This is a genomic window from Streptomyces sp. BE303 (assembly GCF_036290945.1).
GTDB lineage: Bacteria > Actinomycetota > Actinomycetes > Streptomycetales > Streptomycetaceae > Kitasatospora.
The window spans coordinates 115,171-134,676 of record NZ_JAQYWZ010000717.1 but is presented as its reverse complement, the minus strand read 5'-3'; the positions used below and the strand labels follow the sequence as shown (position 1 = coordinate 134,676).

At 73.3% G+C, this 19,506-nt stretch carries 18 protein-coding genes; 8 read left to right on the top strand and 10 right to left on the bottom strand.

Features of this window, described 5'->3' with window-relative positions:
• Positions 1 to 134: 134 nt before the first annotated feature.
• Genes PUR56_RS21005 through PUR56_RS20995 form a run of 3 tightly spaced genes read left to right on the top strand, consistent with a single transcriptional unit; the run spans position 135 to position 2,405 of the window.
• Positions 135 to 1,091 (top strand): SDR family NAD(P)-dependent oxidoreductase, encoded by a 957-nt coding sequence (locus PUR56_RS21005; RefSeq protein WP_329950028.1) that lies wholly within the window; start codon positions 135 to 137, stop codon positions 1,089 to 1,091.
• 59 nt (positions 1,092 to 1,150) lie between these two features.
• The gene (locus PUR56_RS21000; RefSeq protein WP_329882633.1) at positions 1,151 to 1,531 is read left to right on the top strand and encodes a SchA/CurD-like domain-containing protein; all 381 of its coding nucleotides are present in this window, start codon (positions 1,151 to 1,153) and stop codon (positions 1,529 to 1,531) included.
• A gap of 1 nt (position 1,532) precedes the next feature.
• The gene (locus PUR56_RS20995) at positions 1,533 to 2,405 is read left to right on the top strand and encodes an LLM class flavin-dependent oxidoreductase (RefSeq protein ID WP_329882632.1); all 873 of its coding nucleotides are present in this window, start codon (positions 1,533 to 1,535) and stop codon (positions 2,403 to 2,405) included.
• 273 nt (positions 2,406 to 2,678) lie between these two features.
• On the opposite strand, the gene PUR56_RS20990 is transcribed toward PUR56_RS20995, so the two are convergent.
• The 4 genes from PUR56_RS20990 to PUR56_RS20975 all read right to left on the bottom strand — a co-directional run bounded on the left by PUR56_RS20990 (position 2,679) and on the right by PUR56_RS20975 (position 6,080).
• Positions 2,679 to 3,278, bottom strand: a complete 600-nt coding sequence (locus PUR56_RS20990) for a TetR/AcrR family transcriptional regulator (RefSeq protein ID WP_329882631.1) — start codon at positions 3,276 to 3,278, stop codon at positions 2,679 to 2,681.
• A 197-nt stretch (positions 3,279 to 3,475) separates the two neighbouring features.
• Positions 3,476 to 3,982 (bottom strand): quercetin 2,3-dioxygenase, encoded by a 507-nt coding sequence (locus PUR56_RS20985; RefSeq protein ID WP_327681265.1) that lies wholly within the window; start codon positions 3,980 to 3,982, stop codon positions 3,476 to 3,478.
• Between the two features lie 86 nt (positions 3,983 to 4,068).
• Positions 4,069 to 5,046 (bottom strand): alpha-ketoacid dehydrogenase subunit beta, encoded by a 978-nt coding sequence (locus tag PUR56_RS20980; RefSeq protein ID WP_329882630.1) that lies wholly within the window; start codon positions 5,044 to 5,046, stop codon positions 4,069 to 4,071.
• Between the two features lie 107 nt (positions 5,047 to 5,153).
• On the bottom strand, positions 5,154 to 6,080 hold the full coding sequence (locus PUR56_RS20975; RefSeq protein WP_329950027.1) for a thiamine pyrophosphate-dependent dehydrogenase E1 component subunit alpha: 927 nt from the start codon (positions 6,078 to 6,080) through the stop codon (positions 5,154 to 5,156).
• A gap of 548 nt (positions 6,081 to 6,628) precedes the next feature.
• On the opposite strand from PUR56_RS20975, the gene PUR56_RS20970 reads away from it, so the two are divergent.
• Together PUR56_RS20970 and PUR56_RS20965 are read left to right on the top strand one after the other, a co-directional pair.
• Positions 6,629 to 7,492, top strand: coding sequence for a sensor histidine kinase (locus PUR56_RS20970; protein ID WP_329882628.1), 864 nt, complete (start codon positions 6,629 to 6,631; stop codon positions 7,490 to 7,492).
• Between the two features lie 124 nt (positions 7,493 to 7,616).
• Positions 7,617 to 8,273 (top strand): response regulator transcription factor, encoded by a 657-nt coding sequence (locus PUR56_RS20965; RefSeq protein WP_329882627.1) that lies wholly within the window; start codon positions 7,617 to 7,619, stop codon positions 8,271 to 8,273.
• A 96-nt stretch (positions 8,274 to 8,369) separates the two neighbouring features.
• Here the strand turns inward: PUR56_RS20965 and PUR56_RS20960 are convergent, their stop codons facing one another.
• Both PUR56_RS20960 and PUR56_RS20955 read right to left on the bottom strand, forming a co-directional pair.
• Positions 8,370 to 8,636 (bottom strand): hypothetical protein, encoded by a 267-nt coding sequence (locus PUR56_RS20960; RefSeq protein ID WP_329882626.1) that lies wholly within the window; start codon positions 8,634 to 8,636, stop codon positions 8,370 to 8,372.
• 130 nt (positions 8,637 to 8,766) lie between these two features.
• The gene (locus PUR56_RS20955; protein WP_329950026.1) at positions 8,767 to 9,774 is read right to left on the bottom strand and encodes a medium chain dehydrogenase/reductase family protein; all 1,008 of its coding nucleotides are present in this window, start codon (positions 9,772 to 9,774) and stop codon (positions 8,767 to 8,769) included.
• Positions 9,775 to 9,957: 183 nt separating this feature from the next.
• Here PUR56_RS20955 and PUR56_RS20950 point away from each other — a divergent pair, with 183 nt between their 5' ends.
• Positions 9,958 to 10,587: a TetR/AcrR family transcriptional regulator gene (locus tag PUR56_RS20950; RefSeq protein ID WP_329882624.1), complete on the top strand. Its 630-nt coding sequence runs from the start codon at positions 9,958 to 9,960 to the stop codon at positions 10,585 to 10,587.
• A gap of 343 nt (positions 10,588 to 10,930) precedes the next feature.
• Here the strand turns inward: PUR56_RS20950 and PUR56_RS20945 are convergent, their stop codons facing one another.
• Positions 10,931 to 11,644, bottom strand: coding sequence for a DUF4386 domain-containing protein (locus tag PUR56_RS20945; protein ID WP_329882623.1), 714 nt, complete (start codon positions 11,642 to 11,644; stop codon positions 10,931 to 10,933).
• A gap of 197 nt (positions 11,645 to 11,841) precedes the next feature.
• On the opposite strand from PUR56_RS20945, the gene PUR56_RS20940 reads away from it, so the two are divergent.
• Positions 11,842 to 12,279: a MarR family winged helix-turn-helix transcriptional regulator gene (locus PUR56_RS20940; RefSeq protein ID WP_329882622.1), complete on the top strand. Its 438-nt coding sequence runs from the start codon at positions 11,842 to 11,844 to the stop codon at positions 12,277 to 12,279.
• A gap of 95 nt (positions 12,280 to 12,374) precedes the next feature.
• Here PUR56_RS20940 and PUR56_RS20935 read toward each other — a convergent pair whose 3' ends face one another.
• The 3 genes from PUR56_RS20935 to PUR56_RS20925 form a co-directional block, all read right to left on the bottom strand.
• On the bottom strand, positions 12,375 to 13,568 hold the full coding sequence (locus PUR56_RS20935; protein ID WP_329950025.1) for an RtcB family protein: 1,194 nt from the start codon (positions 13,566 to 13,568) through the stop codon (positions 12,375 to 12,377).
• Between the two features lie 401 nt (positions 13,569 to 13,969).
• On the bottom strand, positions 13,970 to 15,337 hold the full coding sequence (locus PUR56_RS20930; protein WP_329882681.1) for a M16 family metallopeptidase: 1,368 nt from the start codon (positions 15,335 to 15,337) through the stop codon (positions 13,970 to 13,972).
• Positions 15,338 to 15,357: 20 nt separating this feature from the next.
• Complete coding sequence (locus PUR56_RS20925) at positions 15,358 to 16,761, bottom strand: M16 family metallopeptidase (protein ID WP_329950024.1); 1,404 nt, start codon at positions 16,759 to 16,761, stop codon at positions 15,358 to 15,360.
• A 251-nt stretch (positions 16,762 to 17,012) separates the two neighbouring features.
• Here PUR56_RS20925 and PUR56_RS20920 point away from each other — a divergent pair, with 251 nt between their 5' ends.
• Positions 17,013 to 19,463, top strand: a complete 2,451-nt coding sequence (locus PUR56_RS20920) for a DNA gyrase/topoisomerase IV subunit A (protein WP_329950023.1) — start codon at positions 17,013 to 17,015, stop codon at positions 19,461 to 19,463.
• Positions 19,464 to 19,506 lie beyond the last annotated feature (43 nt).

Below are 19,506 nucleotides of genomic sequence, written 5' to 3'. Positions count from 1 at the left end.
CCGCGCCGGGACCGCGTTCCGCGGTTCCGCGCCGGCACGACCCACCGGGAACCACGCACCGGGAACCACCCACCACGGGGGCCAGGGGCCACGCGCCTGGAACCACCACCGACAAGCGACAGGGAGGTGCCGTCATGACGGCAGCCGCACCGACCGACCCGCCGGGCCCGCCCGCCGGACGCCCGGGCGGCGGACCGCCCCCGGGCTTCGCCGGCCCACCCGGCGGACGCCCGGGCGGGCCGCCGCCGGGGGTCTTCGGCCCGCCCGGCGGAGGACCGCCCGGCGCGGGAGCGCCCCAGCCCGCACCCGAACGAGTCCCCGCCGACCGGCAGTTCGCCGGCAGCCGGGTCCTGGTGGTCGGCGGCTACGGCAGCATCGGCGCCGCCGTCGCCGAGGACCTCGCCGCCCAGGGCGCCCGGGTGGCCGTCGCCGGCCGCTCGCTGAAGAAGGCCGAGGAGACCGCCGACCGGCTCGCCCCGCTGGCCGCCCGGGGCGGGGAGGTCGTCGCCCACGCCGTCGACGTCGCCGACCGTGCCGACGTGGACCGGCTGGTGGACACCCTGGTCGCCGGCTGGGGCGGCATCGACGTCCTGGTCAACTGCGCCAGCGCGCTGGTGACGGTCGGCGCCGAGACCATCTCGGAGGAGGACTGGCGCACCATCGTCGACACCAACCTGCTGGGCGCCTTCTGGCTCTCCCAGTCGGTCGGGCGGGCGATGATCGCGGGCGACGGCGGCCGGATCGTCCATCTCTCCTCCGTCCGCGGCAAGTTCGGCGCACGGCGCGGCTTCAGCGCGTACGGCGCGAGCAAGGCGGGCCTGGACCTGCTGGTCAAGCAGCTGGCCGCCGAATGGGGCCGGCACCGGATCGCGGTGAACGCGGTCGCTCCCGGCTTCGTGCGCACCGACTTCGTCCAGGAGAACGCCCAGAACCCGGAGTTCATGAAAATGGTGATCGGCCGGATCCCGCTGGGCCGCACCGCCGAGCTGCACGAGGTCGCGGACGCCGTGACCTTCCTCGCCTCACCGCGGGCCGGATTCATCTCCGGCCAGGTGCTGTACGTGGACGGCGGCGTCACCGCCAGCCAGTGACAGCGCCACCTCCCCACCCCGACGGGGCCGGACCCGGCCCCGAACCGTCAGGAGACGACATGAGCACGTGGCACGCGCTGTACTACCCGCTGCTCCCGGGCAGCGAGGACACCGTCAAGGAGCTGTTCCGCAAGAGCGGCCGCCCGGAGTTCGACGTCCGCACCCCGGACGGCACGGTCGTCGGGAAGCTCCTCGGCACCCAGGCCTTCGTCGGCAAGGAGCTGGCCGTCCGGGTCATCGAGATCGAGGGCCCGCTCCCGCTGGTGGCCGCGCACATGAGCCAGCAGCCGGCCGTCCGCGAGTTCGAGCGGGAGCTGGAGAACCACCTGGCCGTCCCCCGCGACATGACCAGCCGGGAGGGCGCCCAGGCCTTCTTCCGGCTGGCCTCGATGGAGAACGTGCTCTCCCGCCGCCACGACCAGCCCCTCCAGGGGGAGTGACATGAAGATCGGAATAGGACTGCCGACCTCGCTGGAAGGTACCGCGGGCGAGGACGTGGTCGGCTGGGCGGTTCAGGCCGAGGCCGCCGGGTTCTCCACGCTCGGCACCATCGACCGCCTGTTGCACACCAGTTGGGAGCCGCTCACCACGCTGGCCGCGGCCGCCGCGGTCACCGAGCGGATCGGTCTGGCGACCAGCATCCTGATCTCGCCGCTGCGCTCCAACACCGCGCTGCTGGCCAAGCAGGCCGCCACCGTGGACCGGCTCTCCGGCGGGCGGCTCACCCTCGGGCTGGCCGTCGGCTCGCGACCGGACGACTTCGAGGCCGGCCGGATCGAGAAGACCGGCCGGGGCGCCCGGACCGGCACCCAGGTGGCCGAGCTGCGCCGGCACTGGGCCGACGCGCAGGCCGGCCGGGAGCCGGCCGTCGGACCGGCGCCGGTCCGGCAGAACGGGCCGGAGCTGATCCTCGGCGGCCACTCGCCGGCCGCACTGCGCCGGGCTGCCCGGCTGGGTGACGGCTGGATCGGCGGCGGCACCGGCCCGATGATGTTCGCCCAGGGCGCGCAGTCGCTGCGCGAGCTGTGGACGGAGGAGGGCCGCGAGGGCGCGCCCCGGCTGGTGGCGCTGGCGTACTTCGCGCTGGGCGGGGACGCGACCAAGCACACCGAGGGCTACCTGCGGTCCTACTACCGGGACGCCGGTCCGTTCGTCGAGCACATCCTGCGCGGCGCCGCCGACTCGGCGGGCAAGTTGCGCGGGATCGTCGGCAAGTACGCCGAGGCGGGCTGCGACGAGCTGCTGTTGATGCCGTGCTCCCGGGACCTCGACCAGGTCACGGCCGCGGCCGAGGTGCTGGGGCTCCAGGGCTGACCACGGCACGGCGGGGAGGGGCGGGCGGCCAGTGGCCACCCGCCCCTCCCCCGTTCCCTGCCCGGGTCCGGCGACGGGGGGCGTCCGGCAGGTCCGGCGGTCCGGCGGTCCGGCGCCGGGGCGGGGCGCCCCGGGCGTGGCGGGCCGGGCGGGGCGCCCCGGGCGGGGCGGGCCGCCGGCGCCGCGGCGTCGGAACGCGGAAGGTCCGCCGCCCGGCACTGCTCGCCGGGCGACGGACCGGTCCGGACGGGCCCGCAGGGGCCGGGCCGGTGCTTACACGGGCGCCGGGGCCAGCGTCCGCCACAGCTGCCGGACGAAGGCCTCCGCCTCGCGCAGCGCCTCCTGGCCGGCCGACGGCGCGGCGAACACGCCCCCGTACGCGGCCAGGTAGCAGGCGCCGAGCAGGAGCTGGGACGCGGCCATCGGGTCGGCGTCCCGGCTGACCACGTCGACCCGCTGGGCCCGGCGCAGGTAGTCGGCCAGCAGCTCGGAGGCCCGGTGCGGGCCGGCGTTGTTGGCCCGCATCCACTCCCGGTGCCGGTCGAGCAGCTTGGGCTCGGCGAAGACCGAGAGCAGCATCGGCATCGACTCCCGGTAGAAGGCGAGCGCTTCCTCGGCCACCTGCTGGAGGGTCGCGCGGACCTCCCCCTCGGTGCCGATCTCCTCCGGCAGGGCGCGCAGCACGGGCAGCAGCCCGGGCAGCCGCTCGGCCAGGACGGCCAGGAAGACGTCCTCCTTGCTGCGGAAGTGCCGGTAGATGGTGCCCTCGGAGCAGCCCGCCACCTCCGCGATCTCCTTGGTGGTGCAGCGGGCCAGGCCGAGGTCCCGGATCACCCGCTCGGCGGCGTCGACGATCTGCTCGCGCATACTCATGAAGGCTCCGAAGGGACGGGTGCGGCCGGGGTCGTCCCGGTCCGCGACTGCGGAGTGGTTACCGAAGGATAGCGTGTAGGTGAGCGCCCGCTCACCCGTTCGGGCCGGTCCGTGGCCGGCTCCGGTACGCACGGCGCCGGCCCTGCCGCCCGGTTGGACGGCAGGGCCGGCGCGGCACTGTCCAGACGCGGCACCGCTCAGCGGGGCGGTCCGGCGGGGCCGCCCAGCCCGGGCGGCGGCCCGACCAGCTGCACGCCGAGCGGCTCCAGCGCGCCCAGCAGCCGGGCGAAGTCCGGCGGTCCCTGGAGCGGCGGGGGGAGTTCCAGGCTGGTCGCCGGCTCGCCGGTCTGGAAGAACCACTCCTCGAAGCCGGCCGGGGTCCCGAGCACCAGGAACCGGGTGCCCTCGGTCTCCACCCGGTACTGGTGGGCGATGCCGCGCGGCGCGAACACGGTGGCACCCGGGCCGACCTTGTGCTCGTCGTCGCCGATCCGCAGCACCATCTCGCCCTCCTGGACGATGAAGAACTCGTCCTCGCGGGTGTGCAGGTGGACGGGCGAGGCGTAGCCCGCCGGCGAGAGCTGCTCGGCGAGCCAGAACTGGCCGTTGGTCTCGGCGCCGGTCGCCTTGAACTTGAGCAGGGCGCCCACGTGCCAGATGGCGCGACCCTCGTCGGGCTGCTTCACGAACGGTTGGGACGTCACTCGGTTCCTCCTCGGTCGGCGGTCCCGCGCGCGGGACCGCTCGGAAACGGTGCGGAAACTGATGGAGCGCCTGATCGGACGGAGCGTCAGGCCGCGGTGCGGACGGCGCTGGTGGCCAGCACGGCGGCCACCACCTCGTCCGGTCCGGGCGCGAAGGCGTCCTCCAGCTCGGGGCTGAAGGGCACCGGCGCGTGCGGCCCGGTGACCATCCTGACCGGTCCGCGCAGCGCCGCGAAACGGTCCTGCGCGACCTGGGCGGCGATGTCGGTGGCCAGGCTGCACCGCGGGTGCGCCTCGTCGACCACGACCAGGCGGCCGGTCTTCTCGACGCTGGCGTAGATGGTCGAGGTGTCCAGCGGCGAGAGCGTCCGGGGGTCGATCACCTCGACGTCCACGCCCTCGGCGGCCAGCCGCTCGGCGGCGGTGAGCGCGACCGAGACCATCCGGCCGATCGCGACCACGGTGGCGTCCGCGCCCTCGCGGACCACCTTGGCCGTGCCGAACGGGATCGCGTACGGCTCCTCGGGGACGGGGCCGGGCGCGAAGTACAGCATCTTGTGCTCCAGGAAGAGCACCGGGTCGTCGTCCACCAGCGCCTGCGCCATCAGGCCCTTGGCGTCGTACGGGTTGGACGGCGCGACCACCTTGATGCCGGGCAGGTGGACGAAGAGCGGGTGCAGCGCCTGCGAGTGCTGGGCGCCGCGGCGCAGGCCGGTGCCCCACATCGCGCGCAGCACCAGCGGCACGGAGACCTTGCCGCCGGACATGTAGCGCAGCTTGGCGGCCTGGTTGGCGATCTGGTCGAAGCAGACGGTGGCGAAGTCGACGAAGAGCAGGTCGACCACCGGGCGCAGGCCGGTCGCCGCGGCGCCGACCGCGGCGCCGACGAAGGCCGCCTCGGTGATCGGCATGTCGAGCACGCGGTCCGGGAACTCGATGTGCAGGCCCTTGGTCGGGCCCCACGCGTTGGTGCTGTCCTCGCCCATCAGGACCACGGAGCGGTCGAAGCGCATCTGCTGGGCGAGCGCCTCCCCGATGGCCTGCTGGTAGGTGATGGTACGCACGTGACTCTCTCCTCCGGAGGTGGTCCCGACCGGCCGGCGCCGGTCGGCGGGCGGACTCGTCCAAGGCCGTGCGCGCCCGCGGGCGGACGCGTCGAAGGCCGCGCGCGTCAGCGGGTGTAGACGTCCGTGAGCAGGCTCGCCCGGTCCACCGTGAACGGCTCCGCCGAGGCCGCGACGGCGGCCTCCACGAGGGCGGCGACGTCCCGGTCGATCCGGTCCAGTTCGAAGGCGGCGGGCCCTGCGGCGGTGCCGTCGGCGATCCGGGCGCGGAGCAGCAGCAGCGGGTCGGAGTCGGCGCGGAGCCGGTCCGGGTCCGCGCTCGGGCGGTAGGACTGGTCGTCCCAGAGCTCCATGTGGCCGTGGAACCGCTCGGCCCGGAACTCCAGGACGGTCGGCCCGTCGCCGGCCCGGGCGCGCTCGACCGCCTCGGTGGTGGCGGCGTGCACGGCGAGGACGTCGTAGCCGTCGACCACCGCGCCGGGGATACCGAACCCGGCCGCGCGCTGGGCCATGTCGGTGCCGGAGAAGTGCCGGTCGGCGGGGGTCGCCTGGGCGTAGCCGTTGTTCTCGACGGCGAACACCACCGGCAGGTCGAGCATGCGGGCGAACACCAGGCTCTCCAGCACCGCCCCCTGGTTGGCACCGCCGTCACCGGTGAAGGCCACCGCGACCTGTCCGGTGCCCTGCTGACGGGCCGTCAGGGCGGCGCCGCAGGCGAGCGGCACGCCGCCGCCGGCGAGGCCGTTGGCGCCGAGCATGCCGCGGTCGAAGTCCGCGATGTGCATCGAGCCGCCCTTGCCGCCGCAGAGGCCGTCGGGGCGCCCGTGCAGTTCCTTCATCATGGCCTCGACGTCACAGCCCTTGGCGATGGCGTGACCGTGGCCGCGGTGGGTGCTGGCCAGGTAGTCGTCGGGGGCGAGCGCCGCACAGACGCCCGCCGCGACGGCCTCCTGTCCGCTGTAGAGGTGGACCGCGCCGGGCAGGTTCTTCGCCAGCCCGTGCAGACGGTCCTCGAAAGCTCGGATCATGCTCATCGTCCGGTAGATCTCAGCGATCTGATCAACCGTCAAACGTGTGGTACGGGATGTGCCCATGGGGTCGCCTCCTCGGCTCTCCGGGGGACGGCCGGCGAGTCGCCGCGCGACCCGGTCGCCGGCCGCGCTCGTGGCCCGACTCCCATGAGGGTAAGTGCTCACTCACATGGGTGCAACCAAGTGTCCGAATCCGCCACGGCGCCATACACCACTCCCCCCGCCCACCCTTGCGCCCTGTGCAACAGCCCGCCTAAGGTCTTGTCCCGGGTGGATTGGGATCACGGCACAGAACACGCGACGGACCGTTTGTGCGGGGTTCGCCGTGCCGGTTTGCGCGTATGTCCGACGAATTCCTTTTCCCCGCGCCAGAAACGCCCGTGCACTGTGGGTTCGACGCGAGCGACGGGGGGATTTCAGGAACCATGCTGGATCAGATAGCCAAAACCTCCGGCGGGGAAGACCGAAGACCAACCAGCCTGGCCATGGACGGCGTGGCGACACTCGCTACGCGCGGTGAACGGAACACCTCCGACCGGATCGGACGGTTGGTGAGCACCCTCATCGGGCTGGTCACGGGTCTCGGCGCCGCCGGCCTGCCACCGGCCCCGGAACCACGCGGCGGCCGGCCGAAGGACTCCGCTCCGCCGCCCGCGCCCGGCCCCTTCACCCTGTCCTGGCTGCATCTGGCGCTGTCCCATCCGCGCCGCCGGCCGGACGGGGCGAGGGCCGACGAGCCGGAGCCCGCCTGTCCGGCCGACGCCGCCCGGCTCGACGAGCGCCGTCGGGTCCGCCGCGAGCTGCACGACTCGCTCGCCCCCAGGCTTGCCGCCCTCCACATGCGGATGGAGCTGGCCGGCCTCTCGCTGACCGGCGACGCCGACCAGGCCCCGGCCCTGCTGGCCCAGGCCCGGGAGGACGTCAGCACCGCCATCGCCGACGTCCGGCAGGTGATCCGCGACCTCGACACGTCCGAGTCCCGCTCCACGCCCAGTCCCGGCACGCTGCGCCAGTTCCTGCACCGGCAGGTCCGCGCGTTCGAGGAGGCCGGGGCCGGTCGGCTCCGTTTCGTCACCGAGCTGCCGACCCTCGTCGACGGTTTCCCGGACCGTGTCCAGAACGAATTGAAGAATATCTCCGGCGAAGCCGTCGCCAATGTCGCACGGCACGCCCAGGCCACCGTCTGCCGGATCTCGGCCTCCATCGGCCGGAACGGCCTCGACCTTTCGATCGAGGACGACGGGGTGGGGATTTCCAGCGGTTCCGTCGGCGGAATAGGACTGCCGTCCATGTGTGTCCGCACCAGGGAACTCGGCGGGATTTTCTCGGTCGAGACCAGAGCCCCGCACGGCACCGTGATCCGGGTGCGACTGCCGCACTCGGTGCTCACCGGCGACGCGGACCGGACCGGTTGACCCACGCGTTCCCGCCTTTCTCCCACGGCCCGCCGGTACGGCGGAGTCCGTGTCCGACCGACCCGTGCCTCCCCCGGCCCGTCCCCCGGGTTCCCGCTATCCGCACCCTCTCCTAGGAGCTCCCATGGACCCGGTCGCGCCTCGAAACCTTCGTATCCTCGTGGTCGACGACCACGAGCTTTTCCGGGCTGGTTTACGCCAACTCCTGGACCGGATCGACTCCCTGACCGTCGTCGGCGAGGCCTCCAGCGGCGCCGACGTGCTCTCCGCCGTCGAACGCCTGGCCCCGGACGTCGTCCTGATGGACATCAGCATGCCGGGCACCGACGGCATCGAGGCGACCCGCACCCTGCTCGCCCGCCACCCCCGGGTCGCGGTGGTGATGCTGACCGCCGACGACAACGACGACTCCATCGTCGCCGCGGTCCGGGCCGGTGCCCGCGGCTACCTGGTCAAGGGCGCCGGCCTGGACGACGTGCGCCGGGCCATCACCGCCGTCAGCCAGGGCGGGGCCCTCTTCGGCCCGGAGGCGGCCGCCCACCTGTTGGCCCAGGTCAGGCGACCGGCTCCGGAGCGCGAGCCGTTCCCCGACCTGACTCCCCGGGAGATGGCCGTCCTGACCATGCTGGCGGACGGCCGCAACAACTCCTTCATCGCCAACGAGTTCGGGCTGTCGATGAAGACGGTGCGCAACTACCTCTCCCGGATCTTCAGCAAGCTGCAGGTCACCGACCGCGCCGAGGCCGCGGTCCGGGCCCGGCGGGCCGGGCTCGGCAGCTAGCGCCCGTCCCTGCGGGCAGGTCCGCGGACCTGCCCGCGGACCTGCCCCGGGGCGGAGCGGACCGGCCCGGGGCGGACCGGGCCGGCCGGGGTGCCGTCACCTCTCCAGCTGCGCCCAGAGTTCGGCCTCGTTCCGGCTCAACGGGGCGGCCTCGGCACCGGCCCGCTCCGGGTGCCAGTCCGGCACACCCGGCGGCGGCAGCACCGGCTCGGGCCGGCGCGCGCCCGGCAGCGCCGAGGGCGAGGTCAGCGGGGCCATGGCCAGCCCGAGCCAGATCATGCCGTCGGCCAGGTACCGGCCGGAGCGCCGCGCCCACCGGCGCAGCAGGAGACGACGGTGGGCACGGCGCAGAGCGGATCGCATCGGAAGGCCTCCGGCGGGACGGCAGCGGGGGGAAGCGGTGCTACCGCCATCCTGGTGACCTGCCGTCCCACCGTCATGGGGCGGGAATCCCCATCGCGCTGGGAAAGTTTCCTGGCCCCGTCCCGGCCCGCTACGCCGGAGCCGGGACCAGGACGATCTTCCCGCTGACGGCCGCGGTCTCCATCGCGCGGTGCGCGTCGGCCGCCTCGTCCAGCGCCATGGTGCGGCCCACCCGCGGGTTGACCAGCCCCTTCTGCAGCAGTTCCAGGACGGTCGCGAGGTCCTGCTGGTACGCGGCCGGCTGGGACTTCTCCAGGCTCCAGGCGTTGTAGAACAGCGTCCGCCGCCCGTCCGGGAGCAGCTTGGGCAGCACGATGCCGCCCAGGAACCCCTGGGCACCGACCAGCAGGTCCGGCTTGCCGCCCCGCAGCGCGGCGTTCTGGCCGTAGCCGACCATCACTCCGCCGCGCCGGACGGCCTGGTAGGAGCGGAGGAAGTGCGGTCCGCCGACCGGGTCGAAGACCGCGTCCACCGCGCCGCCCGGCAGGCCGCGCACCACCCGGAGGAAGTCCTCGGTGTCCCGGTCGATCGGGTGGCCGCCGAGCCGTCGCACCTGGTCGGCGCGGGCACCGGAGCAGGTGCCGTAGACGGTCACCTCGGCGAGCGCCGCCAGTTCCAGGAAGGCGGTGCCGACGCCGCCGGACGCGCCGTGCACCAGGACCGTCCCGCCCCGCCGCACCCGGGCGACCCGGTGGAGCATCTGCTGCGCGATGAAGTAGTTGAGCGCGAGCGCGGAGGCCTCGACCGGGTCCACCCCCTCGGGCAGCTCGACGAGCCGGTTGGCGGGCACGATCGCGTACTCCGCGTAACCGCCGCTTCGCACCAGTGCGACCACCCGCTGCCCCACTGCGGGGGCCCGGGTGCCCGGGCCCACCTGGTCGACCTCGCCCACCAGGTCGTATCCGGGGGTGAAGGGACGCTTCGGCCCGCCGGGGATGACCCCGGCGCGTAGCAGAATGTCACCGTAGGAGACGCCGGCGGCGAGCACCCTGACCCTGACCTGACCGACGGCCGGGGCCGGGAGTTCTTCGCTGGACAGCCGTAGGACCTCGGCTCCGCCGAGCCTCGGCACACTCACGTGGCGGTACCTCATCGTGGCCTCCGCAGTGGAGAGACGTCATGGAAGGAGTGGCACTGGTCCTCCGTGGGGGCGGACGGTCACGGGAGCCGGCCGCCAGGCCGTTCCCTGCCCCCGTATTTTTATATAGACTGAGTGTACAATGAATGTGATAGCACCCGCCTCAGGAGACGTCAACAGCCCATGAGCCCACGCCAGTACCGAGCCGGCCAACGCCAGGTAGCCGCCGAGCAGACCCGCACCCGCATTCTGGAAGCCGCCTGCGAGCTGCTGACCGGGGAGAAGGGCCCGGCCTCGTTCAGCATGGACGCCGTCGCCAAGACCGCCGGGGTGGCGCGGATGACCGTCTACTACCAGTTCGACTCGAAGACCGGCCTGCTGGAGGCGCTCTTCGACGATCTGGCGCTGCGCGGCGGAATGGACAGAATGCCCGCGGCCTTCATGCGGCCCAGCGGGCGGGAGGCGCTCTCCGCGATCCTCGACGTCCTCAGCGGCTTCTACGGATCCGGGCGGATCGCCCTGCGCCGGCTCCGCGGCCTGGGCATCCTCGATCCGGAGCTGGACACGGCGCTGCAGAGCCGCGGCGAGCGTCGGCGCGGCGGCCTCCAGGTGGTCCTCGGCCGGCTGCTCGCCGACCGGGACGCCGAGGTCGGCGAGGCCGAGCTGGAGGAACTGGTCGAGCTGCTGTTCATGCTCACCAGTTTCGAGACCTTCGACCTGCTGGCCGGTCCCGAGGGTGAGACCTCGGCGGTCGCCCGCCGGATCGAGGAGCTGATTCTCGCCGTTCTCGACCGCCGGCTCGCGGCTTCCTGACGCCCGGCCGGCGCACCACGCGCCCCAGGGCCCGTCACCCGCCCCTCACGTCCCGAACCCCCCGCCGCCCGGCGACCCCCCTCCGGTCGCCGAACGGCGGCCGGCGGCGCGGCGGCCTTCCTCCCCAGGACGCCGCCGCGCCGCCTTCCCTTTTCCTCACGAGCCCCGCGGCCCGCTCGGTCGCGACCGGTCCGCCGCGCCTCCCGGCGCCACGCTCCCCGCCGCTCTCCCCCGGCCGGGGCGGCCCCGCCTCGGAGCACCACCTACGAGGTGCCGGGCCGCCGCCGTACCGGAGCAGTCGGGACCGGCCGGCGTTTCCGCCGACCGGTCGGTCAGTGGTACCTCAGGCCTCGACCCCGTCACCCTCGTAGCCCGCGGTGCGGCGCGGGCGCTGCTTGGGCAGGATCACGCTGGCCGCGATCAGCCAGATCAGACCGCCGAAGCGGCCGATCGGCAGGAAGAACCCGAGGCTCGTGGAGAGCAGCGCCAGGGTGCCCAGCACGCCGATCCCGGCGAGCACCAGGCCGGTCCAGGCGAAGCCCTTCGGGCCGAAGCCCAGCAGGAGCATCGGGACGGCCACGCCGGCCAGCATCACGCCGAACGGGACGACGTGCCCGGGGCCGCCGGTGGCGAAGAGCAGGTCGGTCAGCACGCGGACCAGCGGCGCGTCACCGAGGCCGCCGGCACGCGAGGCGGCCCAGACGGTGAGACCGCAGGTCGCCATCGAGACCGCCGAGAGCACACCGGCGACCAGGGCGATGCCCGGGCCCGGGGCGCTCACGCCGAGTCGGCGCAGCCGCTGGTAGACGATCGCGGCCCAGACCGCCAGTGGCAGCGAGGCGCCGAACTGCAGCGTCCCGGCAACCCGGGCGGCAGTCTCGTGGTCGCGGAAGTAGGCCAGGGTGTCGGCCGCCGAGTCGGTGGGCAACGGGGTCTGGCGGGACAACACGATGGACACCACCATCAGCGCCGCGAACGCCACGGCGGGCAGCAGCAAGGGGGGGCCTGACTGCTGGCGCCGGGCGGAGGCGGCCGGTGCCGCGGATGTCGTGGTCATGATGGGCACTCCAGTCGAAACGGGTCGCTTGGGCCGGCGCCGGACAGGATCGGCACCGGTAGTTCCGACTTTAGAATAGTTCACTAGGGGACATCATTGTCCACTGGTATCGTGTTTCCATGACCGAAACTCCCGACCGCGCCCCGTCGCTCCACCGCGGCCAGCAGGGAGCACAAGTAGCTTTTCTTCTCTCACAGTTGGGTGAACACGCAGCTCAGGCCTTCGCCCAGCGGGTGGCCGAGCTCGACCTCACGCCCGCCCAGGCGGGCCTGCTCAGGTCCGTCGCCTTCTCCCCCGGCCTGCACCAGCAGGAACTCGCACGGCGGCTGGGAATGTCACCCAGTCGGTTCGTCGCCTTCATTGACGCCATCGAAGCGCGCGGGCTGGTCGAGCGCCGGCGGAACCCCAAGGACCGCCGGTTCCAGGACCTCTACCTCGCGCCCAAGGGCGAGGAGCTGATGCGCGGACTGGCCGAGGCGGCGCTCGCCCACGAGGAGGCCATCTGCACCGGCCTCGACCAGCAGGAACGCGTCGTCCTGGCCGGCCTGCTGCGCCGGGTCGCCGAGGCGCAGCACCTCACCGCCGGGGTGCACCCCGGCTACCGGCGGCTCAACCCCAAGCGCGACCACGTCTGAACGCCGGGCTCCGGACGCGAAAGGGCCCCCGACCGGAGTCGGGGGCCCAGGTGTCCGCACGTGCTCGCGTGCTCGTGCACTCGGGCGACCGGGGGTCAGCCCTTGACGCAGACGACCTGCTTCAGGTGCGCCACGACCTCGACCAGGTCCCGCTGCTGCTCGATCACCTTCTCGATCGGCTTGTACGCACCCGGGATCTCGTCCACCACACCGGAGTCCTTGCGGCACTCCACGCCCTTGGTCTGCTCGGCGAGGTCCTGGGTGGTGAACCGCTTCTTGGCGGCGGTCCGGCTCATCTTCCGGCCAGCCCCGTGCGAGGCCGAGTTGAACGCCGCCTCGTTGCCCAGCCCGCGGACGATGTACGAACCGGTGCCCATCGAACCCGGGATGATCCCGTAGTCGCCGGCTCCGGCCCTGATCGCGCCCTTCCGGGTCACCAGCAGGTCGACGCCGTCGTACCGCTCCTCCGACACGTAGTTGTGGTGGCAGCTGATCACCTCGTCGTAGGCGACCTTCGCCTTGGCGAACTCGCGGCGGACGACGTCCTGGAGCAGCGCCATCATCAGCGCCCGGTTGCGCTTGGCGTACTCCTGCGCCCAGAAGAGGTCCTGCCGGTAGGCCGCCATCTGCGGGGTGTCCGCGATGAAGACCGCGAGGTCACGGTCGATCAGCCCCTGGTTGTGCGGCAGGGACTGCGCGACGCCCATGTGGTGCTCCGCCAGCTCCTTGCCGATGTTGCGCGACCCGGAGTGCAGCATCAGCCAGACCGCTCCGCCGTCGTCGACGCAGACCTCGATGAAGTGGTTGCCCCCGCCGAGCGTCGCCATCTGCTGCGCCGCCCGGTCGCGGCGCCACTTCACCTCCGGCGCCACCGCCTCGAACCGCTGCCAGAAGTCGTCCCACCCACCGGTCGGGACGCCGTGCAGCCGGCCGGGGTCGACCGGGTCGCTGTGCAGACCGCGCCCGACCGGGATCGCCTGCTCGATCCGCGTCCGCAGCCGGGAGAGGTCGTCCGGCAGGTCCCCGGCGGTGAGCGAGCTCTTCACCGCGCTCATCCCGCAGCCGATGTCGACGCCGACCGCCGCCGGGCAGACGGCACCGCGCATCGCGATCACGGACCCGACCGTCGCGCCCTTGCCCAGGTGGACGTCGGGCATGACCGCGAGCCCGTGCAGCCAGGGCAGCGAGCTGATGTTGCGCAGCTGCTGCATCGCCTGGCCCTCGACGGTGGCCGGATCGGTCCACATCCGGATCGGGACCCGGACGCCGGGTACCTCGGTGTACGACATGGTGGAACGACCTCCTGGGGTCGGTTGGTTCAAGCCTAGGTGGGTGCCGCGCGAAGAATCCCGGTGCGGCCCGGGGGATGTCAGGGGGTGGCTGCGCTCAGGCGGCCGAGGGGCATCGGGAGGACAGTCTCGGGGAGCGCCGAACGGTTTGCTCGACCCGCATGGTGACCGCCTCCTCTCCGTGTGTGTACCGGGTGCCGGGAGCTATCTACCCACGCCCCGCGCGGTGTCCGCAAGGGAAATAACGCACAGGGCCCGGTGGAGCGCACACACGCTCCACCGGGCCCTGCCCACAGCCTCGTTCCGGCCCTGCCGGGGCCCGCCCGGGCACCGGCCCGGGCGCTGATCAGGCCCTCGTCAGGCCCTGGTCAGGCGCTCGTCAGGCCCGCGTCAGGCCCGCGTCAGGCGCTGATCACGGTGACCTCTCCGATGCCCAGCTCCCGCACCTGGTCCGCGAACGCAGCGGCGTCCCCGACCAGGACGGTCACCAGCCGGTCCGGCGGGAAGGCCTCGACCACGGCCGCGGTCGCCGCCGCCGTCGGCAGCTCGGCCAGCTGCCGGTAGACCTCGGCCTGGAAGTCGTCCGCCAGGTGCTGCTCCACCTGGTCGGCCAGGGTCGCGGCCACCGAGCCCGCCGTCTCGTACTTCAGCGGGGCCACACCGACCAGGAACTGCACGGCCTCGTCGCGCTCCGCGTCGGTGAGCCCCTCGGCGGCCAGCGTGCGCAGGATGGTCCAGGTGTCGGCCAGCGCCGGAGCGGTGGAGGCGGTGTCCACCGAGCCGCTGATCGCCAGCAGCGCCCGGCCGGTGCCGTCGGCCGCCGAGCGCAGCGGCTGGGCGAACGACCGCACGCCGTAGGTGTAGCCCTTCTCCTCGCGCAGCACCCGGTCCAGCCGGGAGGTGAGCGTGCCGCCCAGGCAGTAGGTGCCGAGGATCTGGGCGGCCCAGCGCGGGTCGTGCCGGTCCGGGCCGATCCGGCCGACCAGCAGCTGGGTCTGGACCGAGCCGGGCCGGTCCACGATGATCACCCGGCCGGTGTCGTCGGCGGTCACCGGCGCGTGCGCGGCGGGCTCGGCCGGGGTGCCCTTCCAGACGCCCAGGGTGGACTCCAGCAGCGCCGGCAGGTCGGTGCCGGTGAGGTCGCCGACCACGACGACCGTGGTGGTGGCCGGGCGGACGTGCGCCTCGTAGAACGCCCGGACGGCGGCCCGGTCGATCGACTTGACCGTCTCGGCCGTGCCGCTGCGCGGGCGGGAGAGCCGGTCGGCCGCGTCGAACAGCTCGGCGTAGAGCGCCTTGGCGGCCCGGCGGGCGGGGTTGGCCTGCTCGTGGACGATCTCGTCCAGGCGGTTGGCGACCAGCCGCTCGATCTCCCCCTCCGGCAGCGCCGGGCTGCCCAGCGCGGAGGCCAGCAGGTCCAGGCCGCGGGCCAGCCGGGAGGCCGGGACCTCCAGCGAGACGCGGATGCACGGGTGGTCGGCGTGGGCGTCCAGGGTGGCGCCGGCCCGCTCCAGCTCGGCGGCGAACTCCTCCGCGGTGAGCGTGTCCGTGCCCTCGCTGAGCGCGCGGGACAGGATCGACGACACGCCGTCCAGCCCCTCCGGCTCGGCCGCGAGCGGGACGTCGAGCAGCACGTCGACGGCGACCAGCTGCTGGCCGGGGCGGTGGCAGTGCAGCACGGTGATGCCGTTGCCGAGGGCCGCGCGCTCGGGGGCGGGGAACGCCCACGGGCTCGGGGTGCCCGGCTCGGGCTGGGGGTGGAAGGTCATGGCGGGGACGTAGTCGGTGCTCATACGGCGGCACCCTCCTCGTCGGTCTCGGCGGTGGCAGCGGTCTGGCCGGCGGCGGCCTCGGTGTCGGTGTCCTCGGTGTCGGTCGCGACACCGGTCCCGGCGTCGTCGGCCGTGGTCGGCTCGTACACCAGGACCGCCCGGTTCTGCGGGTGCAGCCGCGCCTCGGCGACCGCCCGCACCTCCTCGGCGGTGACGTCGAGGACCTTCGGCAGGGCGTCGTTCAGCAGCTTCGGGTCGCCGAACAGCACGGCGAAGCGGCAGAGTTCGTCGGCCCGGCCGGCCACCGTGGTGAGCCGGTCCAGCCACTCGCGCTCGATCTGCGCCTGCGCCCGCTCCAGCTCGGCCGGGGTCGGGCCCTCGGCGGCGAACCGGGCCAGCTCCTCGTCGACGGCCGCGTCGATCTGCTCGACGGTCGCGTCGCCCGAGGTCTTGACGTCCAGCCAGCCCAGGCTGGGCGCACCGGCCAGCCGGAGCAGGCCGAAGCCGGCCGCGACGGCGGTGCGGTCGCGGCGGACCAGCCGGTTGTACAGCCGGCTGGACTCGCCGCTGCCGAGGATGGTCAGCGCCAGGTCGGCGGCGTCCGCCTCCCGGGTGCCGTCGTGCGGCAGCCGGTAGGAGGCCATCAGCGCCCGGGACGGGACGTCCTCGCGGATCAGCTCGCGGACCTCCCGGCCGACGGTGTCCGGCAGGGCGCCGTCGCGCGGCGGCTGCTTGCCGTCGTGCGCCGGGATCGAGCCGAAGTACTTCTCGACCCAGGCGATCGCCTGCTCCGGGTCGATGTCGCCGACCACGGACAGCACCGCGTTGTTCGGCGCGTAGTACGTGCGGAAGAACGCCCGGGCGTCCTCCAGGGTCGCCGCGTCCAGGTCGGCCATCGAGCCGATCGGGGTGTGGTGGTACGGGTGGCCGTCCGGGAAGGAGAGCGCGGTGAGCTTCTCGAACGCGGTGCCGTACGGCACGTTGTCGTACCGCTGGCGCCGCTCGTTCTTCACGACGTCGCGCTGGTTCTCCATCGACGTCTCGTCGAGGGCGGCGAGCAGCGAACCCATCCGGTCCGCCTCCAGCCAGAGCGCGAGCTCCAGCTGGTGGGCCGGCATGGTCTCGAAGTAGTTGGTCCGCTCGAAGCTGGTGGTGCCGTTCAGGGAGCCGCCGGCGCCCTGGACCAGCTCGAAGTGGCCGTTGTTGGAGACGTTGGCCGACCCCTGGAACATCAGGTGCTCGAACAGGTGGGCCAGTCCGGTACGGCCCTTCACCTCGTGCCGGGAGCCGACGTCGTACCAGAGGCAGACCGCGGCCACCGGCGTCAGGTGGTCCTCGGAGAGGACGACGCGCAGGCCGTTGGCCAGGCGGTGCTCGGTGATGGCGATGCCTCGCTGGGAGGCGGGGGCCGGGTTGGCCATGCGCTCGGGTCCTTCCCGTCGTCGATGTCGGGGTTCGTGTGGCGTCCCCCATTGTGGTGCAACGCGCGAATGGCGTGGATGTGTCCGCGCGGACAGGGCGTTCGCCAGGGGCGGAAGAGGGGCGCTGGCCGGGACTGTCGGCGCGAGGGTCCACAATGGGGGCGCTGAGCCCTGTTGACACCACCCGACGACAGCCGGCGACACCACAGCGAAGACGAGACGCAAGCGAGACGTAAGGGAGCCCCGCCGCGATGGCCCGCCGCAGTTCGCAGACCCCGCCGCCCGGAGACTTCGAGGAGCGCATCCTCGATGTCGACGTCGTGGACGAGATGCAGGGCTCGTTCCTTGAGTACGCCTACTCGGTGATCTACTCCCGAGCACTCCCGGACGCCCGGGACGGCCTCAAGCCGGTGCACCGTCGAATCCTCTACCAGGCCAACGAGATGGGACTGCGCCCGGAGCGCGGCCACGTCAAGTGCGCCCGCCTGGTGGGCGAGGTGATGGGCCGGCTGCACCCGCACGGCGACGCCTCCATCTACGACTCCGTCGTCCGCATGGCCCAGCCGTTCTCGATGCGGCTGCCGCTGATCGACGGCCACGGCAACTTCGGCTCGCTCGGCAACGACGACCCGCCGGCCGCGATGCGGTACACCGAGTCGCGGCTCACCGCCGCCTCGATGGCGATGGTCGAGTCGATCCACGAGGAGACCGTCGACTTCGGGCCCAACTACGACGGCAGCGAGCAGGAGCCGCTGGCCCTGCCGGCCGCCTTCCCCAACCTGCTGGTCAACGGCGCCACCGGGATCGCCGTCGGCATGGCCACCAACATGCCGCCGCACAACCTCTCCGAAGTGGTCGCCGCCGCCCGGCACCTGATCAAGCACCCCAGCGCCGACCTCGACACCCTGATGCGGTTCGTGCCGGGCCCGGACCTGCCCACCGGCGGCCGGATCGTCGGCCTCTCCGGCATCCGGGACGCCTACGAGTCCGGCCGCGGCACCTTCAAGATCCGCGCCACCACCACGATCGAGGCCGTCACCGCCCGCCGCAAGGGCATCGTGGTCACCGAGCTGCCGTACAACGTCGGCCCGGAGAAGGTCATCGCGAAGATCAAGGACCTGGTCAACGCCAAGAAGCTGCAGGGCATCGCGGACGTCAAGGACCTCACCGACCGCGAGCACGGACTGCGCCTCGTCATCGAGGTGAAGAACGGCTTCGTCCCCGAGGCCCTGCTGGAGCAGCTCTACAAGCTGACGCCGATGGAGGAGACCTTCGGCATCAACAACGTGGCGCTGGTGGACGGCCAGCCGCTCACCCTCGGCCTCAAGGAGCTGCTGGAGGTCTACGTCGACCACCGCTTCGAGGTGGTCCGCCGCCGCAGCGACTTCCGCCGCCGCAAGCGGCAGGAGCGGCTGCACCTGGTCGAGGGCCTGCTCGTCGCCCTGGTCGACATCGACGAGGTCATCGCCCTCATCCGGTCCAGCGACAACGCCGCCCAGGCCAAGGAGCGCCTGATCGAGCGCTTCTCGCTCTCCGAGACGCAGACCGCGTACATCCTCGACACCCCGCTGCGCCGGCTCACCCGCTTCGACCGGGTCGAGCTGGAGCAGGAGCAGGCCAAGCTCAACTCCGAGATCGCCGAGCTGACCGAGATCCTCGATTCGGACACCCGGCTTCGCAGCGTCGTCTCCACCGAACTCGCCTCCGTGGCGAAGCAGTTCGGCACCGAGCGGCGGACGGTCCTGCTGGAGGCCGGCGCCGCGCCGGCCGCTTCCCTGACCGTGCCGCTGGAGGTCGCCGACGACCCGTGCCGGGTGCTGCTCTCCTCCACCGGACTGCTCGCCCGCACCGCCGACGGCGAGCCCTTCGAGCTCTCCGAGAAGCGCGCCAAGCACGACGTGATCGTCTCCGCGGTGCCCAGCACCGCGCGCGCCGACATCGGAGTGGTCACCAGCGCCGGCCGTGTCCTGCGCCTGCCGGTGATCGACCTGCCGGCGCTCCCGCCCACGCCCTCGCCCACCCTCGCGGGCGGCGCCGCCGTCACCGAGTTCCTGCGCCTGGAGACCGGCGAGCGCGCCATCGCCCTCACCACGCTGGACGAGTCCTCCCCCGGTCTGGCGCTCGGCACCGTGCAGGGCGTCGTCAAGCGGGTGGTCCCCGAATGGCCCGCCAACAAGGACGAGTTCGAGGTGATCGCGCTCAAGGACGGCGACGAGGTGATCGGCGCGGTCGAGCTGCGCACCGGCGAGGAGGACCTCGTCTTCATCGCCTCCGACGCCCAGTTGCTCCGCTACCCCGCCGGCCAGGTCCGCCCGCAGGGCCGCCCGGCCGGCGGCATGGCCGGCATCAAGCTCTCCGACGGCGCCCGCGTGCTCTCCTTCACCGCCGTCGACCCGGCCGTCGACGCGGTGGTCGTCTCGGTCGCCGGTGCCTCCGGCACCCTCACCGGCGAGGCCCAGTCCAGCTGGAAGGTCACCCCCTTCGAGCAGTACCCGCGCAAGGGCCGCGCCACCGGCGGTGTCCGCTGCCAGCGCTTCCTGCGCGGCGAGGACGCCCTCACGTTCGCCTGGGCCGGCCCCGCCCCGGCCCGCGCCACCACCGCCAAGGGCGCCCCGGTCGACCTGCCCGAGCGCGACCCGCGCCGCGACGGCTCCGGGACCCCCGTCACCACTCCGATCGACACCGTCGCCGGACCTGCCTGACGCGCGCCCCGCCAGGAGCCCGGAGGGGCCCGGACCTCGGTCC

What these genes read in the sequence shown, in the direction of transcription:
- PUR56_RS21005 (WP_329950028.1), top strand. Translation starts at nt 135, where the DNA reads ATGACGGCAGCCGCACCGACCGACCCGCCGGGCCCGCCCGCCGGACGC.
- PUR56_RS21000 (WP_329882633.1), top strand. Translation starts at nt 1,151, where the DNA reads ATGAGCACGTGGCACGCGCTGTACTACCCGCTGCTCCCGGGCAGCGAG.
- PUR56_RS20995 (WP_329882632.1), top strand. Translation starts at nt 1,533, where the DNA reads ATGAAGATCGGAATAGGACTGCCGACCTCGCTGGAAGGTACCGCGGGC.
- PUR56_RS20990 (WP_329882631.1), bottom strand. Translation starts at nt 3,278, where the DNA reads ATGAGTATGCGCGAGCAGATCGTCGACGCCGCCGAGCGGGTGATCCGG.
- PUR56_RS20975 (WP_329950027.1), bottom strand. Translation starts at nt 6,080, where the DNA reads ATGAGCATGATCCGAGCTTTCGAGGACCGTCTGCACGGGCTGGCGAAG.
- PUR56_RS20965 (WP_329882627.1), top strand. Translation starts at nt 7,617, where the DNA reads ATGGACCCGGTCGCGCCTCGAAACCTTCGTATCCTCGTGGTCGACGAC.
- PUR56_RS20960 (WP_329882626.1), bottom strand. Translation starts at nt 8,636, where the DNA reads ATGCGATCCGCTCTGCGCCGTGCCCACCGTCGTCTCCTGCTGCGCCGG.
- PUR56_RS20950 (WP_329882624.1), top strand. Translation starts at nt 9,958, where the DNA reads ATGAGCCCACGCCAGTACCGAGCCGGCCAACGCCAGGTAGCCGCCGAG.
- PUR56_RS20945 (WP_329882623.1), bottom strand. Translation starts at nt 11,644, where the DNA reads ATGACCACGACATCCGCGGCACCGGCCGCCTCCGCCCGGCGCCAGCAG.
- PUR56_RS20935 (WP_329950025.1), bottom strand. Translation starts at nt 13,568, where the DNA reads ATGTCGTACACCGAGGTACCCGGCGTCCGGGTCCCGATCCGGATGTGG.
- PUR56_RS20930 (WP_329882681.1), bottom strand. Translation starts at nt 15,337, where the DNA reads ATGACCTTCCACCCCCAGCCCGAGCCGGGCACCCCGAGCCCGTGGGCG.
- PUR56_RS20925 (WP_329950024.1), bottom strand. Translation starts at nt 16,761, where the DNA reads ATGGCCAACCCGGCCCCCGCCTCCCAGCGAGGCATCGCCATCACCGAG.
- PUR56_RS20920 (WP_329950023.1), top strand. Translation starts at nt 17,013, where the DNA reads ATGGCCCGCCGCAGTTCGCAGACCCCGCCGCCCGGAGACTTCGAGGAG.